At 61.5% G+C, this 17,502-nt stretch carries 14 protein-coding genes and 1 pseudogene; 6 read left to right on the top strand and 9 right to left on the bottom strand.

Annotated features, from left to right (window positions below; genetic code table 11):
* Positions 1-5: 5 nt before the first annotated feature.
* Genes G4Z14_RS17205 through G4Z14_RS17190 form a run of 4 tightly spaced genes read left to right on the top strand, consistent with a single transcriptional unit; the run spans position 6 to position 3,655 of the window.
* Positions 6-692, top strand: coding sequence for a virB8 family protein (locus G4Z14_RS17205; protein ID WP_164627955.1), 687 nt, complete (start codon positions 6-8; stop codon positions 690-692).
* Positions 693-748: 56 nt separating this feature from the next.
* The gene (locus G4Z14_RS17200; protein WP_164627953.1) at positions 749-1,399 is read left to right on the top strand and encodes a TrbG/VirB9 family P-type conjugative transfer protein; all 651 of its coding nucleotides are present in this window, start codon (positions 749-751) and stop codon (positions 1,397-1,399) included.
* Positions 1,400-1,402: 3 nt separating this feature from the next.
* A complete protein-coding gene (locus G4Z14_RS17195; protein ID WP_164627951.1) occupies positions 1,403-2,659 on the top strand; it encodes a TrbI/VirB10 family protein in 1,257 nt (418 codons plus the stop codon).
* Positions 2,660-3,655 (top strand): ATPase, T2SS/T4P/T4SS family, encoded by a 996-nt coding sequence (locus G4Z14_RS17190; protein ID WP_164627950.1) that lies wholly within the window; start codon positions 2,660-2,662, stop codon positions 3,653-3,655.
* A gap of 136 nt (positions 3,656-3,791) precedes the next feature.
* On the opposite strand, the gene G4Z14_RS17185 is transcribed toward G4Z14_RS17190, so the two are convergent.
* A protein-coding gene (locus G4Z14_RS17185; protein ID WP_227751832.1) for an IS5 family transposase occupies positions 3,792-4,561 on the bottom strand; the annotation gives its coding sequence in 2 pieces (ribosomal slippage) (positions 3,792-4,225 and positions 4,225-4,561; 771 coding nt in all).
* A gap of 409 nt (positions 4,562-4,970) precedes the next feature.
* On the opposite strand from G4Z14_RS17185, the gene G4Z14_RS17180 reads away from it, so the two are divergent.
* Positions 4,971-5,990 carry an FRG domain-containing protein gene (locus G4Z14_RS17180; protein ID WP_164627948.1) on the top strand — a complete coding sequence of 340 codons (1,020 nt, stop codon included), beginning with the start codon at positions 4,971-4,973 and terminating at the stop codon, positions 5,988-5,990.
* Positions 5,991-6,259: 269 nt separating this feature from the next.
* On the opposite strand, the gene G4Z14_RS17175 is transcribed toward G4Z14_RS17180, so the two are convergent.
* The 6 genes from G4Z14_RS17175 to G4Z14_RS17150 all read right to left on the bottom strand — a co-directional run bounded on the left by G4Z14_RS17175 (position 6,260) and on the right by G4Z14_RS17150 (position 15,654).
* A complete protein-coding gene (locus G4Z14_RS17175) occupies positions 6,260-7,126 on the bottom strand; it encodes a hypothetical protein (RefSeq protein WP_164627946.1) in 867 nt (288 codons plus the stop codon).
* Between the two features lie 355 nt (positions 7,127-7,481).
* Positions 7,482-10,028, bottom strand: a complete 2,547-nt coding sequence (locus G4Z14_RS17170; RefSeq protein ID WP_164627944.1) for a DEAD/DEAH box helicase — start codon at positions 10,026-10,028, stop codon at positions 7,482-7,484.
* Positions 10,025-10,834, bottom strand: a complete 810-nt coding sequence (locus G4Z14_RS17165) for a HamA C-terminal domain-containing protein (RefSeq protein WP_164627942.1) — start codon at positions 10,832-10,834, stop codon at positions 10,025-10,027. The genes G4Z14_RS17170 and G4Z14_RS17165 overlap by 4 nt, the downstream gene beginning before the upstream one ends.
* A gap of 390 nt (positions 10,835-11,224) precedes the next feature.
* Entirely contained in the window at positions 11,225-13,126 is a 1,902-nt protein-coding gene (locus G4Z14_RS17160; RefSeq protein WP_164627940.1) for a type IV secretory system conjugative DNA transfer family protein, read from the bottom strand.
* Between the two features lie 37 nt (positions 13,127-13,163).
* Positions 13,164-14,933 carry a relaxase/mobilization nuclease domain-containing protein gene (locus tag G4Z14_RS19125; RefSeq protein ID WP_164627938.1) on the bottom strand — a complete coding sequence of 590 codons (1,770 nt, stop codon included), beginning with the start codon at positions 14,931-14,933 and terminating at the stop codon, positions 13,164-13,166.
* 154 nt (positions 14,934-15,087) lie between these two features.
* Positions 15,088-15,654, bottom strand: a complete 567-nt coding sequence (locus G4Z14_RS17150) for a CopG family ribbon-helix-helix protein (protein ID WP_164627936.1) — start codon at positions 15,652-15,654, stop codon at positions 15,088-15,090.
* A 399-nt stretch (positions 15,655-16,053) separates the two neighbouring features.
* Here G4Z14_RS17150 and G4Z14_RS17145 point away from each other — a divergent pair, with 399 nt between their 5' ends.
* Positions 16,054-16,293: a WGR domain-containing protein gene (locus G4Z14_RS17145; RefSeq protein WP_164627934.1), complete on the top strand. Its 240-nt coding sequence runs from the start codon at positions 16,054-16,056 to the stop codon at positions 16,291-16,293.
* 236 nt (positions 16,294-16,529) lie between these two features.
* On the opposite strand, the gene G4Z14_RS17140 is transcribed toward G4Z14_RS17145, so the two are convergent.
* Both G4Z14_RS17140 and G4Z14_RS17135 read right to left on the bottom strand, forming a co-directional pair.
* The gene (locus tag G4Z14_RS17140; protein WP_164627932.1) at positions 16,530-17,144 is read right to left on the bottom strand and encodes an exonuclease domain-containing protein; all 615 of its coding nucleotides are present in this window, start codon (positions 17,142-17,144) and stop codon (positions 16,530-16,532) included.
* Between the two features lie 243 nt (positions 17,145-17,387).
* Positions 17,388-17,502: pseudogene (locus G4Z14_RS17135) on the bottom strand (single-stranded DNA-binding protein); the annotation flags it as partial.

Raw genomic sequence — 17,502 nt, 5'->3', positions numbered from 1 at the left:
ATCTGATGAAAGACACGACCCACGACACCGAACCCCTTTCGGTGAAATCCTTCCTCGAGGAAGAAATGGCCTTCGGCATCCGCCGGCGCGAGCGGATCGCTTGGATTGTGGCCTCGGCCGGGGTTGCGACGGGCCTCCTCGGTATCGCCGCCGTGGTGCTGATACTGCCCTTGAAGCAGACCGAAGCCTATCTTGCCATCGTCGACAAGGACACCGGCGTTGCCGAGCGTGTGGTCTCGGTCGAGAAGGCCGGCGTCGATCAGGCCGAGGGCATCAAACAGTCGCTGCTCTATTCCTATGTCATCGACCGCGAGACCTTCGACGCCCATGACAACGAGGCCCGCATCCTGCAGGTCTATGCCCGGTCGGAGGGCGCCGCGCGCAAATCGCTGGTTACGCTCTGGAACGAGGGCAACGAGACCTATCCGCCCAAGGTCTATGGCGCCTCGGCCAAGGCCACAGTGGCGATCACCTCGATCACGCCGATCACCGAGACGACCTATCAGGTGCGCTACACCAAGACCCTGGCGCGCGACGCTGATCCTGAGCGGGTCGGCAAGTTCTATGCCACCGTCACCTTCCGCTTTGCCCCCGCCCAGCAAAGCGCCATCAGCCTCGTCTGGGAAAACCCGACCGGCTTCATCGTCACAGATTACCGCGTGACCGCAGAGACCTTCGAGGCCGAACAATGATCCGCATCCGACTTTCCAGTACCCGCACGCTTGCCGCGGTCGTCGCCCTGGCCCTGATGAGCCCCCTGCCCGGCCTGGCCGAAACGGTGCCCTTGCCCGGCAACAAGGACCGCCGCGTCACCTATGCCACTTTCAGCGAAGGTCAGGTCTATGCGATCACGACGCGGCTCCGCACCGTCACCCTGATCGAGCTCGGCGATGGCGAGAAGATCCAGTCGGTCGCCATCGGCGACCTCGAAAGCTTCAAGATCGACCGGCTCGAGGGCCAGAACCTCTTCATTCTGAAACCGGTGATCGCGGGCGCCTCGACCAATGTCACGGTCGAAACCAATCAGCACATCTATTTCTTCTTCGTCACCGAGACGAGTCGCGGCACGCCGAACTTCTCGGTGAAGTTCACCGTCCCTGGCAGCCCGAGTGCCGCCGCCGCATCAAGCATTCCGCCCTCCCAGCCCCTGACCTACACGATCCTGAAGCGCCGCAATCTGCCGGAGTTCACCCCGATCGGCATCTCGGACGATGGCCGCAAGACCTATTTCGACATCCCGCCCGGTGCTGCCATGCCGACGGTGTTCCGCGCCGATGCGCAAGGCCGGGAATATTCGGTCAATGCTTCGGTCAAGGGCACCCGCATCACGGTCAGCACGCGCTCGGCCCGTTGGGTGCTGCGCTATGGCGACGCCTATGTCTGCATCGAGGGGAAGTGATCCATGGCCGAGACCCCGGAAGACAAGAGCAAGCTTGCGGCCCGTCTGGCAGCCCTGGCCGGTCCGCCGAAACCGAAATCGCGGGTGAACCCCTATCTCCTCTCGGCCGTCACCGCCGTCGCAGGCATCGGCCTTGGCGCCTATCTCGTGGCCTTCGCGCCCGAGCCGGATCCGGGTGGGACGCCCGTCGCGGCCAGCACCTCGGCCGAGTTCCAGGACGGTGCCGGGATCGAGGATTTCCAGATCTCCCAGAAATCCGACGCCGTGCCGCAGGTGCCGAGCACCGCGCCCGACCCCGAGTTGGAAAAGCTGCGCGCGACGGTGGCAGCGCTGGAGGCCGAGCTCACCAAGCTGCGCGCCAATCCGGAGACGGTCAAGGTCGCGGATGATGCCGCCCTGCAGGCGCTGCGCGATCAGATCGCTGAGGTTGAGGCCAAGGCCGCCGAGCGCGAAACCGCCCTCTCCACCCTTCAGCAGGAAAACGACCGCCTCCAAGCTCAGATCGAAGCCGGATCGCTCCTGAACGATCAGGCCAATGCCGAAGCCGAGGCGCGGGAGGAGGCGCAGGTCAATTCGGACATGATCGCTTTCCGCGACAGCGCGGGTGGTGGGGAGGAAGCCTCGGACGGGGACGCCGGGCGTTACAGTGGCGATGAGGCCTTCCGCCGGGCCGGGGCAGACAAGGCCGAGGTCCGGCAATCGGAGGTGATCGCCAATCCCGGCCATACCATCATGCAGGGCACCCTGATCGAGGCAGCACTGGAAACGGCGCTCAGTTCCGACCTGCAAGGCAATGTTGTGGCCCAGGTCAGTCATGATGTTTGGTCCTTCGACATGAGCCAGGTGCTGATCCCGCGCGGCTCCAAGCTTTTCGGTCGCTACGACAGTGATGTCGATCTCGGCCAGCGCCGGGTCCTGATCGCCTGGGATCGGCTGGTCACTACCGACGGGCAATCGGTTGAGCTTGCCGCCTACGGCACCGACCGTGTTGGGCGCTCCGGCCTGCCGGCAAAGGTCCGCAGCCATTTCCTGCAGCGCTTCGGGTCAGCCGCGCTGATTTCGATCATCGGTGCGGCACCGGCCGTGGCCGCCAATATCAAGGATGAAGCGGTGTCCGATGCGGCCCAGAATGTCGGCGACGGCTTCACTGATGCCGTCGGCACCGTCGTCGGCGACTATCTGACCATTGCGCCCACCCTCTCGGTCGATCAGGGCGCCATCGTGATGATCCGGGTCGATGCCGATCTCGAGCTGTTCTGAATGAGCTATCTCGCCACTTATCTGAGCCGCCTCGATCCGGTCATCCAGGACGCAAGCGTGATCGAGATCGCCATCAATGCCGACGGCTCGCTCTGGTTGGAAACCGCTGGGGCCGTGCATATGTCCCCTGCCCCGCTGCCGCCGCTCGCGCCGGCCGATGTCCGCAATCTCGCGGCCCAGATCGCCAATTCGACCAACAACCGCTTCACCGAGGCCGACCCGCTGGTGTCTGCGGCGGTCGAGCATAAGGGGGTGATGCTCCGCTGTCAGGTGATCGGTCCGCCTGCCTCCCCCGGTGGCACGATCATCGCCATGCGGGTGTTCCGCGCCCAAGCTGCCGCCCGGGAGCCGAGGCGCTTCGCCTATCTGCGGGGGCAGGGACAATCGCTGGAGGAGGAGCGGCGCCGGTTGATCGCGAAGCTGCGTGGCAAGGGCGATACCGGCGATGTCGAGAGCTTCCTGAAACTCCTGATCGAGCATCGGCTCAATGTGATCGTCTCCGGCGGCACTTCGACCGGCAAGACCGAGCTTGGCCGGCGCCTCCTGGATCTCGTCGCCCCCGACGAGCGCATCGTCACCATCGAGGATTCCCTCGAACTGCTGCCCGGCCAGAAGAATGCCGTGAGCCTCATCTCTTCCCGGGACGACACCTCCGCCCGGTCCGCCAATCACCTCCTCCAGGCCACCCTGCGCCTCCGACCCGACCGCATCATCCTCGGCGAGCTCCGCGGCATCGAGGCCGCGACCTTCCTCGACGCTATCAACACCGGCCATGGCGGCTCCTTCACCACCATCCACGCCCAGACCGCCCGCAAGGCCATGGATCGCCTCGCCCTTCTCGTCATGGCCAACGGCAGCCGCCTCGCCTTCGCCGAGGTCATCCGCTATCTCGAGACCTCCATCGACGTCATCATCCAGATGGGCCGTGAAGGAGATCAGCGCGGGATTATGGAGGTGTATTTCCCGAGGGCGGAGAGTGGTAGCGGCGAGGCCTAGGCAACGACTGGCTTCTGATCGTCAGAGCTTCTGCCGGCACGCGTGCGATGCTTTTTGTTGCGAGCAAACCCGTTTTAAATGATGTTAGCCACGTTGAGCCCGTCGCATCGCGCTAGGGTCAGGACTCGTTCTCGTTTCATAGCCAGAACATGACGGTAGCAGCGAGGGCGACGGCGGATAGGAAGACCTTTGGGCATCGGTCATAGCGCGTTGCGATGCGTCGCCAATCCTTCAGGCGTCCGAACATGATCTCAATCCTGTTGCGACGCTTGTAGCGGCGTTTGTCGTATTTGATGGGCTTTCCGCGCGACTTCCGGCCGGGGATGCAGGGCCTTATCCCTTTGTCTGTCAACGCTTCTCTGAACCAATCGGCATCATAGCCGCGATCAGCGAGCAACCAGTCAGCTGACGGCAGGCTGCCAAGAAGGGCGGCCGCTCCGGTGTAGTCGCTGACTTGTCCGGCGGTCATGAAGAAGCGGATCGGACGGCCATCTGCATCCGTGACGGCATGCAACTTGGTGTTCATGCCGCCTTTGGTTCGGCCGATCAAACGGCCCCGCTGGTCGTCCGGCCCCCCTTTTTCGACCGCAGGCTCGAAGCCGTACGGTGTGCCTTGAGATAGGTCGCGTCGATCATCACCGTCTTGGGGACCGACGCCTCCGACGCCAGGCCATGCATCATCCGGGCAAAAACGCCCTTGTCACCCCACCGCTTCCAACGGTTGTAGAGGGTCTTCGCCGGACCATATTCCTTGGGCGCGTCACACCAGCGCAAGCCATTGCGATTGATGAAGATTATACCGCTCAGAACCCGCCGGTCATCGACGCGCGGCTTGCCATGGCTCTTGGGAAAGAAGGGCTCGAGCCGCGCCATCTGCGCCTCGGTCAGCCAGAAAAGGTTGCTCATCGTTCGGTCTCCTTGCGGAGCCTGAATCATGCCGAAAGAACAAGATCAATGGGTCCTGACCCTAGCCCGATTGCGCCCTGAATCTGCTCGTTTGCCGACTCCTTAGCTGAGGGCTGCTAAACTTCGCGGGGGATGGTTTGGACTGAAGGTCAACTGAGGGCGGAGCGGCATGGAAGGCTCGGCAAATTTGAAGGACCAGTCATTCGTTCATTGCGCAACATTTTCGCCGATGGAGCGACACACAGAACTTTGATGCGGTCACCCCCTATCGGCTGAGAAAACGGTTAAATTGGGGCGGAATTGGGCCTTGGCATTGAGATTTTCAAAGGGGTTGACAGCTATGATAAGGGTTTGGTCATCTTGTATCGAACTTGCGTAGCCGCGTTCTTGATGGAAAATAAGGTGAAAGATGGACGTAAACAACTTCTGGTCAAGCTACGAGGTGGTAGTAGAGAGCTATAAAGACCTGCACGACAGCGTCTTGGTCCTGTCCGAAGCTGCGTCTAAGGCTCGGCGGACCTTGGTATGGCGAGGACAGCAAAATTCAAACTGGGCGCTTTACAGCAAGCTCTACCGAAATTATGTAGTCGGCGCGTCGACAATTACAGAGAATGCATTCTCCCAGTCAGAAAAGAAAATCCTTACAGACTTGCGTCGCTGGGGACTACACTCTCAAAGAGGCATCGGACGGCTATCCGTACTCTCACAGTTGGCTATGCTCCAGCATTTTGGATCTCCCACCCGCCTAATTGATATTACATTCAATGCCCTCGTTGGGGCGTTCTTCGCTACAGAGCAAAACGGGACGCAAGACAGCGCGGATGCCAGATTATTTGCAATTGACGTAACTGGGCGATTGATTAACGAGAACAAATTCCTGAGGTCATGGGAAGATTCTTTAGATACCCCATGGAGTGATAGCTTTATTGAGAGGCAGTTAGTCGCGGTGAAACGCTCACACGCTGATCGCTTTAGTGAAATGAATATCGACGATTTTAAGAGGGACTGGCTGCATGAGTGGAGCAGCAATTTTTATGCTTGGAGACCGCCGGCACTCGATGCGAGAATTGCATCTCAGAATGGAGGCTTCATCTTCGGCGGTGTCGTTGGGTCATCATTGCGAGAAGGCATACTGGATCCAAATCAAAACCTCAGGCGCGGTGGATTTCAGCTTGTGGATCCCGTCGACAAGCTAAAGCGCATTGCAATTGACGATACAAGGTCCCTTACTTGTTTGGCCGTTCAGCCTAAGCCGTTTCCAGTATCATCAATTCGAGATAATGCAAAGGATTCCGTTTACAGCATAAGGATTGCATCAAAGGCAAAGCGAGAAATACGAGAGAAGTTGAGGCAGGTATTTGGATACACTCATGCGACCATTTATCCTGATTTTCCCGGGTTCTCTCTGTTCGGGGAAGGAAAGTCCTGATCTGCCAGACATGGCCAGTGATACGTCCAATGATCTAGGTCGGGCGCTCAAGATGGAGTGCAGGGAGGAAATCGATGGGCATGCTGTTGGTCCTGTACTTCCGCCCCACCCTGTCTTTGACCGAGCCGCGACGCAACACCCTCAGGAGCGAGGCCGCCATGAGAGCGACCCCACGCTGCGGTGCATCAAGCTCAAAGCTGCATGCCAGCCGAAGTGCCAATGAACAACGTCCGTCGGGTCTGGGCGCAGATCATGCTTATAAGGCCCCCCTAGCCGTTCCCGCTTGCCAGGGCCTCACCAGGGAATGGACGCACAAATGCTCGCAGGTGCTTCAGCACGTCCCTGGCGTTGCTTGCCACGATCTGAAGCTCCCGATCCTTGGTCAGTATCTCATTGAAGAAGGTAGAGGTCGCGGCGATCTGGTTATCAACCACGTCGTTCACCCATAGGTCTAGGCTCTTCGCCTGCCGACCGAGCGCGACCCACCTTGTGAAAGCAATTACCACGCAGAGCGCGTAGCGATAGGCGAACATCCCGTGTGCCTCGCTCCGTTTCAGCGGCGCTGTGCGTCCCGGTTCATGGTTGGCCCTCACGAACTCAACGGTCACCTCGTCCACAAGGTTGAAGATCTTTTCCTGGAGGGCACCGGTTACTCCTTGAGCAGTTCGGATTTGTTTCAGTTCCTCGGCGCGAAACTCCTTAAGCAGGTTCTGAAGGGACCCTTCCAACGTTTCCGCGTGGCCTCTCAACTGCCGTATGTACTCCGAGGCCTCGGTCTCTCTCGCCTTCATTCGGTCGGCGAAGCCGTGGATCGCTTCGTCTGATTTATAGGCGCGGCTGAGTTGGCGAAGGTCAGCGCTGCGGTTCAGGTCGACCAATTGCTGCAGGTCGGCCTCGCTGCGCACCTTGGCATCTAGCCAGAGATAAGCCGGCTTCAGCGCGAAGATCTGATCTGGGAAATCGGCTAAGATCTTCAGACTGGCCCGTGCCGTCCCAAGTGCGTTCTTCTTGAACATCTCGACTAGGGTCAGGTCGGAGAGGACCAGCCAGTGCTGGGAGTGCGCCGATAGGTATGTCCGCAGGCGCTCATCCCTCAGATAGTTGCCATCGGCCATAACCATGAGATGCGGAATCATGCGTGCCTCTTGCCTTTCACCATTCACCAGGCCCCGGCACTATACCCGAAACAGTGTGAGGGATCGTCTAACGATATTCGATTCGTGCATTCTGCGGCGAACAATGATCGGTTCATCCGCGGGCCTCGCAGTCGGTGTCCCGGGGTTTGCTGTTGTGCGCACGGGCGGCTGCTTCCGCGACGCTGGTCAACAGGGAGTCGGAAAAGCGATCGTCCGGTAGGGACCAACAATTCCGCTAGCTTGGGTAGGGTTTGGCAGGTCAACGCAGAGCCAGCATGATACAAACGCGCGATGACTTAGGGGAGCTGGGGGCCCAGACCGGTGGTGCGACGGGGCAGGTCGTGAGGTCCAGCGCTCAGTTCTGCGAAGAGACATTTGCTATCGCTCGCACTTCAGCGAGCAGTATGGGCGATAGCCCCAGCGCTTCGAGCGGCTGCGTCCGTAACCATTGCAGCGCGCCGGCGCTATCGAGGTCTTTGCGAGCCGACATTTCGTTCAGTTTCATGGCGGTGACCCGCGACAATCCCAGCGAGATAAAGCTGATCATGGTTTTGTCGGATGCGCCGATTTCCAGATAGAGAGGCAACGACGGGATGCTGGAAACCATGTCCACCATTCCAGCGCTGTCGAGAGCGTAGACAAGCAGAGCGCTATAACACCCGAACAAGCGCACAGCTTGAAACCTGATATCGCTCTCTATCAAATCCAAGGTATTTCTGATCGTCGTCCGCACTGGCTTAGAAGCGTTTCGCGAAATCTGCTCGTCGATGATCTGCGGAAGCGGCAAGCCAAGCATCCAACGCCTCGCGATCAGAGCGTGGAAGCGATGCAAATTCTTCGAGGTGTCGATACCGAGAATGATCTCGTGGCAAAGCTCTAGAACACTCGCATAGGATTGGAACGCCTCACTTTCGCGGGGGTGCAGAGGAATGAGGGTCCGGGCGGCCTCGGCGCCCTGAGCAACTTTCGAGCTTATCCGGTCGTAGAGGCGCTGCTGCTTGTGCGCGGAAATGTTTGGAGTTCGCCGGATAATCGCTGCGGGAAGAGTGAGTTTTTCACTGGCAGCGGCGAGCGCAGCCTCTAGAAGACCCGACTGAACATCGCCGGTAGCGACGCCCGCTCGTTCGAATGTCTGATTTAGGTCTCCGCCCTTGAAATCGGTGTAGAGGCGCACGAAGGTTGTCTCGAGATCGGTTTCATCGCTTCTGCCAGCACTCGGCCCGCCGGCGATAACGGTCATCAGCTGATCGTGATGGTCGTTGAGGCTGCTCTCGATCGCCGGAATGATGATCGAATCCTTTGCCCCGTCGAGCGGCTTCTTCTTCCATTTGTCGTAGTCGATGAGGAAGATATTGCCTTGAAATTCCCGCTTAAGCCTGCCCGCGCGGCCAGCAAGGTTCCAGAAATCCGTCGACTCCAAAGCCTTTGTTCGACCCTTTTCCGGAGCGAACATGAAGATGTTTTTGGCAGGGAGATTGACGCCCTGGAGCAGCGTGCTCGTGCACACGAGGTAGTTGACCTCACCGGACGATACTGCCGCTTCAATTGCGCGTCGGAGTTGGGTGGGAATGTTGGAATAGTGAAACGCTACACCATATTTCACACACTCGACCAATGCGTAGTTGGCGTGGACGGCTTCTTTCGCCAAGTCTGAAAGAGCCAAGCGCGCCATTGTCGGCTCTCGGTCGGACATTAGTTCGGCGAGCTGGAGCGCGACACTTTCCGCCTCCGCCGCGCCGTTCGCGTAGATGATGTTCGAATGGCCGCGTCCGAGTTGCGCCGGGATATGGACAAGCTTCTCCGTTCGGCTCGCGACAGTGTGGCCCAGCTGAAGCGTCGCAACTGACCGTAACTCCTTTGCCCCGTCGCCGGCGGTGTGGATCGAAAGCTTGCCCTTGGTCGCTGACTCGATGGTCGTGACAAGGAAGTTCTGGGCGACAGTCGGCTCTACGGACGAGAATTCGATCACGTCGTCCAACCCAAATAGCCGGCCGAAGATATCCAAATTGCGGATCGCCGGGCTGGCGAAGAGAATCTGTGATGTCGGATTGCGGACGAGTAGATCGTCTACGACCCATTGCAGAAGAACACCGCGCGAACCGTCCGCAATCGAATGCGCCTCATCGACGATAATGACGCTGGCGCTGAAGTCTGGATGGGCGCCAAGGGCGAGTTGCACCCTTTCCTGCGTCATCACGTAGATGGCGCGCTTGGCAAGCTTGGTTTCAGCGTCGACCGGTACTGTCACGATATCGGGTGTATTTCTAGACATGCCCTTGAACTGGATCTTCAAATCCTCCGCCACCTGGGCGATCAAGGCTCGGGTCGGGACGATGTAGACGACCGACTTTGACTGGTCATTGTTGAAGAGTGCCGACAGATACCCCTGCAGCACAAAAGATTTCCCAGCTGAGGTAGGTGCCGCCAACGCAATTCGGCGGCTCAGCATTAAGCTAATCCAGAGCTTATGCTGGAAGTCTGTCAGCAGCACAGTTTGCCCGTTTATCGTCACCTCGTGCGCATCGGCCGACGCGATTTCCTCTGCGACAAGCGCGAAGGGGAGGCTAGCCTGCGAGGATTCCACGTCGGCTCGGGTAGAGATGGACGGGAAATTGCCAAGACGCATGAGCACGACGCGCAAGGCCTGATCTAAAGGCACCTGGCCTGTTCCGAACAGATCGTAGGCCCAAGTCGCTACTCTGAACGCCGCCCGCCTATGGTCAGCTGTCTCAGAACAAGCAAGAATGGCCGCTGATCGCATCAACCGCGTCGCATCTGTGATGTCCGCGGGGCCGTCCTCGACGCCGCCAATCTCTTTGGTGAGCCACGCGAGCTCGACACGACGCGCCGCATCGTGAAAGCGGGCGTTCGCCCAAACCTTATCAGCTAGCTCTTGCATCATGGCAGCCAGCCAATCCGAGCTTGAAAGAGATCGCGAAACTCCTGGACGGCTGGAAGCGGGAAAAAGAACAGCTCCACCTCCTGGGATTCCAGACCCGCCGCTTTGAGCGCAGTGGCGACTTTTGGAGCCACCGCTTCAAGGTGCTCTTTCGCCAAAGCACTGAAAACACCCTCGGCACCTTTGTCGCCAACAGCGCTGGCCTTTTGGAAGCCGTCGAAATCGAAGCCGATCAGGCAGGTGATAACATCCTCGCGCTCATTATACTCTTCTTCATGCGGATCCAGATATCGCAGGAGGGCTTCTTTGCCGTCGGAGCTCAAGCCAGTGAAATCAATATTTCGCTGAACAAGCTGGAGTTCGTGGCCTAACTCGTCAGGCTTTAACGACTTTGCAATCGATGTCGCGGCAGCTGTAATCGCTGCGCCGACATCACCATACATTTTCGACTCTCCCCAGTAGAGAAAGAGCCGCGCGGTCTCGGGGCAGTAGCGAACATGGATACCGTCCGCACCATGAACGGGCATCTGCGGATTGGTTTTCAGCGTCATCTTCGCGATGACCTGCGGGGCGCCCAGAATCCATTCTGTGAGCAGGTACAGCAGGAGCTCGCCGGCCTCGCCGTTCCGGTTGGTCGCCTTGTGCGCCTTTATGAAAAGCTTGGCGGCCGCGTCATTGAGTTGAGTAACTTTGACGTGGAAATCGTCGAACGGCAGTGTCGACTGCAGCGATCGTACCGCGTCGATTTCCTTTCGTGTCAGCGCGAAGGGTGTTAGGTGAAGCCATGCCAGCTCCACCAGTTCGTTCACCGTCGTCTTGCCTTGGCGGAATGCGGGGAAATGCAGTCGAAGAGTGACCCTAGAGCATTCGCACGTCACCTCGTGCTGTAGCTCCCTGATCCTCGGTCCAAGTTTTGAATAGTCCCGGCGAAGCGCCGCGAGAGCTGCAACCAAGTCTGCGCCGCTTGCTTGTTCTGCGCTCTGCTTGCTCAACTTACCCTCGGTTGATCTTACCCGGCCAATAAGCCTAGCATCAGGAAATACAAATATAGGTAGAAATTTTCATTGGGCAGGACAACCCCGGACTAGCGGGTTTTCACCTCTATGAAGCCTTATGGAACAGCCCCACATGTGGGCGTCCGCTCCTTCTGTCATGCAGCATCTTCATGCCGCACTATCCGTCAGGCGGCCTACCGCCCATCACACCATTGCCCGGCCAATCGCCTCCTCCAGCCGCTGCATGCGCCCGAACACCTGGTCTCGCTGCTCCGCGACAATCTCGCCCTCCACGACGCCAGCTGCAACCTTCTGAATCCCCGCAACCATCTCCTCCGCCACCGTCCCCGCCGCGGTAACAGGCGCCCCTGCCACCTCCTCCGCCCGATAACCGAAGTTCCCCTTGCCGAGCTGCGCCTTCACCACATCCTTTAGTTCCGCCAGCTCGTTCCGCAACTGCACGACCTCCGGATCCTGCTTCGCCGGATAGGGCAGCGGCCCGCGTTGTGCCTCGAAGATCGCCTTGAACACCGGGTCCTCGAAATACACCACCCGCCGCACCATCAGCGGGTTCTGCCGCTCCGGCACCAGGATGGCCATATCCTTGTGGAGCCGCAGAACCTCGTCGGGCGCGAGCAAGGGGCGTTCTTCCATCCGCCGCGACAGCGACCGGCGCTGGATCAGACCGGCATCCCGGGAATAGCTGTCCGAGGTCGCAAGCTTGGTGGTCTTGCCCAAGGCGTCCGAGACCTCCTGCGCAGTCTTCTTCTCGTTGGGGCTGAGGTAGAGCTTCATGCCGGCGGCGGATTCCAGCGACAACCTTGTGTTCTCGCCATAGATATTGTCGAGGCCGGGAATCGACTGGGTAATGATCGACACCCGGGCACCGTGACCGGCGAGCTGTTTCAGGGCCTGCTCGACGATCGGCATCGGCCCGAGCTGGTCGAATTCGTCGAGGAGGATCATCACTGGCCAGGGCTCCTGTTCCGGTTCCGGCAAGGTCGCGCGCAGGGTGGCGATCAGCTCGCCGAAGAAGAGCCGGATCAAGGGTGCCAGGGTTTTGATGTCATCGGAATTGACCACGACATAGATCGACTGCGGCTGTTTGCGCAGGGTGGCGAAGGAAATGTCACTGCCGGAGGTCGCCCGGTCGACGGCCGGGTTGTTCCAGAGGCTGAGGCCGGCGCCGCTCAGGACCGAAGCATGGGACGACAGGGTGCGGTCGCTATAGCCCGCAAACTTGCGGAAGGTGTTCTGGGCGGCGGTATGTTTCACCTCATCGGCCCGGTCGGCATATTCGGCCTGGGTGGCGCCTTGGGCAAAGAGGATGCGGCTGATCTCGCCGAATGTCGGGCGACTGCGCTCAATGGCAAGGAGTCCTGCCGCGACGAAGAGTTCCCTGCCCTCTGACAGGAAATCCCCGGCCGATCCCTTGTCCGAAACCGTCAGGAAATAGTCGGCGATCTTGGCGAGCTCGGTATAGCGCTGCTCGGGATTCTTGATCCCCGCCACCCGCTCAAGCGGGTTGTAGCGATGGGTCGCGTTCTCGAAGTCGAACGGCGCGAAGCGTAGGATCCGGTCGCCCTGCGCCTGCCGATGGCGCGCGGTCGCCTCGAAGATCTCGCCCTTCACATCGAGGATCACCGCCGAGCCGGGAAAGAGCAGGGTGTTCGGGACGACATAGCCGACGCCCTTACCGGCGCGGGTGGGGGCCACCACCAGGCAATGCGGGAACTTGGTGAAGGCCGCCGAGATGAACTTGGTACCCGAGCTCGGCCGGCCGAGCTTGCCGAAGACCAAGCCACTACCAAGCGGTTGCAGCAACCCGTTGCGCTTCATGTCGGCTTTGCTCTGAAACTTGGCCTGGCCGTATTCGGTGAGCTTTTGCGTGAAACTCCACACCCCGGCCATGAGCGTGAAGACGAGCGTCGAAACCAGCGCCGCCAGATAGGCCTGCTTCCAGGGTGCCTGCGCCAGCCGGCCCAGCCCCGGAAACCCGGTGATCAGGATCAGGGGATCGCCGGCATTGAGGTCGGCCCCAAGCCGCCAGTTGACATAGAGGCCGCCCACGAGAAGACCGACGAAGGCACCGGCGATCGCGCCCATCAGGAGGCGCAGGAGTGTCTGGGTCATCTTGGTGCCTTCAGCGTTCGAGATCGCGGCTGCGTTCCCGCGCATGCGGATCGCGGAGCTGTTCGCGGCTCTTCACCTCAAGCGCGCGATCCGCCGCCTTGGCCTCGCTCAAAGTCAGGCCGACGCTTTCATGGGTCAGCCCCGCCGAGACGATGGCGCGGGCGATGGCCAGCCTCTCCTTCGGATCGGGGATGTCCTTGGCGAGCGCCTGGTCACGGCCGGCGGCGAGATCGCGGATGATGGTGCTACCGTAGCGCGCCGCCATGTCGCCGGCGAAGAGCCGGACCTGATCCTCCTGTTCGAAGCGCACTGCGCCATGTTCGGCATGGACTTTGGCCATCGACTTCAACGCGCGCGGCAGGGTCTGGTCATCGCGCTGGCGCTCTGCAGCCTGCGTCTCGCCGATCAGCTTGGCCGCCTTCTCGTAGAAGGCATCGACAATCTCGGCGGCCCGGCCGCGCTCGGCCTGCTGGCCCAGGTCGAGCTTGTGGCGCGCGGCCACCTGGGTGATGTCCGACTTGATCCAGTCGCGCTCCTCGAAGGCAGTGGCGGCGCTGCGCGCCAGCCGCTTCTCGATGGTGCCCGGATCGATACCGGCGGTGACCGCTGCGGCCTTCAAGCCGACCGCGAGCTTTTCCCGGGCAGCATCGCTGACCTGCAATTCCTCGGCCCCGACCTTGACGACATGGGCCTTGATCTCGGTGCTGTAGAGCGGCGTCTTCGGCGGCTCGCGCATCAGCTCGGCACCGCGATTGTCGCCGAGGCTCTTCACCACATCCGAGGCGATCTCGTGCAATTCCTTGCGCAAGGGCGCCTGCTTTTCTGGCGCAAGTTCGGCGATGCGGTCCTCGGTCTTATGCATCCACTCCCCGAAATGCGCCTCGAGATCGCGGCGGGTCCGGAGTTCCGGCGGCCGGGACGCCGCCCCTTGCACCGCTTCGCCCTGCCCCGCCTCGATGCCGCCACTTGATCCTGCCATTCCACTCACCTCTCGCATCGGGTGGATTACCCCGCCCCGTTCCAGAACCTCGGCCGCGTCCCGCATCTTCGCCGAGACCTCGGCAAAGCCGGTCAAGCCCGCCAGCATCGACAGATCACGCAGCGTGGCCGCATTGGCGCGCACTTCGGCCAAAGCCGTCTCCAGCGCAGGCCCGATCCGCGCGGTCTCAACCACCGCCCGGCCCTCGCGCCGCGCCCGCTCGATCTCGCCGCGCGACGGGCCATAGCTCAGGATGCCGCGTTCGAGCCGCGAGGAGCAGTCGAGATAGACCCCCTCCTCCTCGGCGATCTCGGCCATCCGGTGCTTCATCATGGCGAGATTGAAGACGTGATCCTTTGCCATGTAGAACCAGCTGTCGTTCATCAGGCCGCGGTTGTTCACGACGATATGGACATGCGGATGCGCCCGGTCGGTATGGAGCGCCGCGACATAGGCCCATTCCTCGTCCTGATGTTCACCACTCTGGAACATCTCCGCCGCCCAGGCCTCGGCGATCAGCGTCGCCTTGGCGGGCCGCACATGGGTCGGGAAGGACAGGAGGAGATGGGTAGTATGGCCGTTCTTCGGCGTGCCGGTCCAGGCATCGGACCAGTCGGCCACGATACGGCCGCGGGTCTCGGGATCGATCGAGCGCGCCTCAGGGTCGTGCTCGACCATGTTGCCGAACACAGCCTCGGCCTTTGAAAAAAGGTAGTTCATCTGCACCTTGAGCGAGCGTGCATCCTGGGTGCCACCCTTGGTGATCTTCTTCAGCACCGCCGCGGCACTGCTCTGCGACACCTGCCACATCACCCGCGCTCGGCGAGAAAACCTGACACCACCCCCGAGGCCCCCTGCCCCGTCACCGGTCCTGCCCAGGCGCCCCGAAGGCCGGGCAAAGGCAATCTCGCCCAGGAGGGCCTGGGCCACGCCGGGGACAAAACCCTTGCGACGGTCAGCCATGCGCAGCCTCCCCTGACGGGGGACGGAAGAGCGCCATGCCGCGACGGCGGTGCTCGTCATTGATCTGCTTCAGGAGCCCGCGCACTGCCGGCAGCGCCGCGCGCAGCTCGTTCAGATCCTGCCATTGCGCCTGCACCAAAGCCACGCGACGGCGGTTCGCGGCGAGCGCGATCTGGTTCACGTTGACGCCGATCTTGTGCAGCTCGTGCTGCAGCTCCGCCAGCGCCTCGGCCTCCTCGGGGCGGAATTCCAGGAACCCCGACCCCACCCGGATCATCGCCCGCAAGGCATCCGAGCGGCTGCGATAGCCCAGCTCCGCCACCAGCGCATCGAAGGCCTGAAGCTCCTCGCCGGAGATGCGCGCGCTGAGGATCGCCCCGCCGGTGGTGACCGCGACATTCTTCCCGGCGCGCCCCGATTTGGCAGCAGCAACGGCGGGATCGGCCCCTACGCGGGCGCTCTTGGCGGGGGCTGCAGGGGTCTTCGCGGCGCGCCTCGGCGCACCAGCGCGATTGCCGGACCCCGCCCCCTTGCCGCTTATCTTGCCCCTGTCTGCCATTGTCCCCCGCAGCGCTCAGCGCGCGCCGTATACATTCTGCATTTCCTGCCATTCTCTCCTTTCATATCTTTTTTCTACATTCAAGTAGTTTTGCGGAGAATGTTGAGGGCGAGATGCCGAGGCTACGCCTGCGCGGCATGATCATGCCGGGAGCCGTCATCCGCCAGTCTAGCGGATGTCGCGGCAAGGGGGCCATCCGGCTGTGCTTCAGGGACCGCGCGGCCTGATGTCGGCAGCACACGACGGGCGGAAACGGACCGCCGGGACGCTGGTTGGGCACGTGCGGGGCCTCTTCCGCTCCGGCCGGGACGATCTTCGATCACCGATCTGAATCGATCCGGACCGACCGATTCAGCACTATCATTGGACGGAGATCTTTGCGCGTCGCATACTGCCGCCATGACCCAGACTGACGGCTTGCCGATCCATCTCACCCATGTCGACCCGGACCAGAACATGGCCCGGTTCTACGAGATGTCGATCCAGCCGACTCTGTTCGGCGAAGCGAGCCTGTTCCGCAACTGGGGCCGGATCGGCACCCGTGGCCAGGCGATGATGGTCACCTATCTGGAAGCCGACGAAGCCGTGGCGGCGGTAGCAAAGCTGGAACGTCAGAAGCGGCGCCGCGGCTATCGCTGAGCGCGCATCCCCTCCCGGCAACCCGCAGTTTCCCACAGCCTCCGAACCTGCCTTCGCGATCTGAAAGCGCGTCCGGTTCGGAGGCTGCAAGCCCCGACCCAAAGGGCCGGGGTGGAAAACTGCTGATCCACGCGCGCTGGATCGCCGTCGGACTCGGCCCGCGACGAAAAGGAAAGGAGCTGGTGGCCTCCCTTTGTCGAGGCGCCAAGTCCTCGCACTGCGGACGACAGTCGGGGTCAGGCAGAAGGTTTCTGCGTCGGGCGTGCTGCGAGAATCCTGTCGAAGCTCAGGCCCAGCCGCTCCTCTGCCTGCAAGACGACCAGCGCCGCGGCCCTGGCATCCTCGCCGGCATCGTGATGTTCGAACGCGAGGCCGAGTTGCTTCTTGAGATACCCAAGACCATGGCCACCGTTGCCGGCAAATTCTGGCCAGGCGCACCGCGCGATCTTCACGCTGTCGCCCCAGTGCCAGCCCGACGCGTCGAGGGCGGTGACCGCGCAGGCGGCATTCACGGCCCGCCGGTCAAATCCGCTGTGCTGGATCAGGGGATGGCGGGACAGGAGCGGAGCGAGGCGGGCAAAGGCCGCGGCAAAATCCGGGGCATCGACGACATGTTCGGGGCCGATGCCGTGCAGTTGCACATTGAAGGCGCTGAACCGCATCCGCGGGTTCACCAGCGTCGCAAAGGTCTCGATCCGATTGTCCGGCCGCACGCAGGCGATCCCGATCTGGCAGATGCTGGCCGGGTCGCTGCACGAGGTCTCGACGTCAAGCGCGATGAACCTGAACTCTCCTGCGGGAAGGTCGGCCTCGAGGTGATCCCGGCGGGAGCCCCACTTGGAAAATGTCATTGCGCGCTTCCTTCCCGATGCGGGGCCGGTCGTTCTCGTGCCCCTTGCGAGGCAGGTCCGTTTGGCACGGCGAAGACGGTTGCGCCACTGGTTTCGGCGAGAAGGCCGGAATGCCTCGGTGCTTTCTCCGTATTGCGCGAAAACCTGATCTCCGGTTGGGGGCTTGGGCAATCCGACGACTCCGTCTTGCGGAGGTCCGCCCGGCGGGTTTCCCCGCCGGGCCTGAGGGGAAGACCCCGTTCCTCAGAACGGGATCTCGTCGTCGCGGTCGACCAGCTCGGGGTTTTCGCCCTCGGCCGCTTTCGGGCGGCTGAGGAAGTCGACCTTGTCGGCGATGATCTCGCAGCCGTAGCGGTCG

Source organism: Tabrizicola oligotrophica (assembly GCF_011008935.1).
Lineage (GTDB): Bacteria > Pseudomonadota > Alphaproteobacteria > Rhodobacterales > Rhodobacteraceae > Tabrizicola_A > Tabrizicola_A oligotrophica.
This window is presented reverse-complemented; position numbering and strand designations above follow the sequence as displayed.

Excerpts from the sequence above, each read along its gene's own strand:
- G4Z14_RS17145 (WP_164627934.1), top strand. The coding sequence starts at position 16,054 with ATGACCCAGACTGACGGCTTGCCGATCCATCTCACCCATGTCGACCCG.
- G4Z14_RS17200 (WP_164627953.1), top strand. The coding sequence starts at position 749 with ATGAGCCCCCTGCCCGGCCTGGCCGAAACGGTGCCCTTGCCCGGCAAC.
- G4Z14_RS17195 (WP_164627951.1), top strand. The coding sequence starts at position 1,403 with ATGGCCGAGACCCCGGAAGACAAGAGCAAGCTTGCGGCCCGTCTGGCA.
- G4Z14_RS17150 (WP_164627936.1), bottom strand. The coding sequence starts at position 15,654 with ATGGCAGACAGGGGCAAGATAAGCGGCAAGGGGGCGGGGTCCGGCAAT.
- G4Z14_RS17175 (WP_164627946.1), bottom strand. The coding sequence starts at position 7,126 with ATGATTCCGCATCTCATGGTTATGGCCGATGGCAACTATCTGAGGGAT.
- G4Z14_RS17190 (WP_164627950.1), top strand. The coding sequence starts at position 2,660 with ATGAGCTATCTCGCCACTTATCTGAGCCGCCTCGATCCGGTCATCCAG.
- G4Z14_RS17170 (WP_164627944.1), bottom strand. The coding sequence starts at position 10,028 with ATGATGCAAGAGCTAGCTGATAAGGTTTGGGCGAACGCCCGCTTTCAC.
- G4Z14_RS17160 (WP_164627940.1), bottom strand. The coding sequence starts at position 13,126 with ATGGGCGCGATCGCCGGTGCCTTCGTCGGTCTTCTCGTGGGCGGCCTC.
- G4Z14_RS17140 (WP_164627932.1), bottom strand. The coding sequence starts at position 17,144 with ATGACATTTTCCAAGTGGGGCTCCCGCCGGGATCACCTCGAGGCCGAC.
- G4Z14_RS17180 (WP_164627948.1), top strand. The coding sequence starts at position 4,971 with ATGGACGTAAACAACTTCTGGTCAAGCTACGAGGTGGTAGTAGAGAGC.
- G4Z14_RS17205 (WP_164627955.1), top strand. The coding sequence starts at position 6 with ATGAAAGACACGACCCACGACACCGAACCCCTTTCGGTGAAATCCTTC.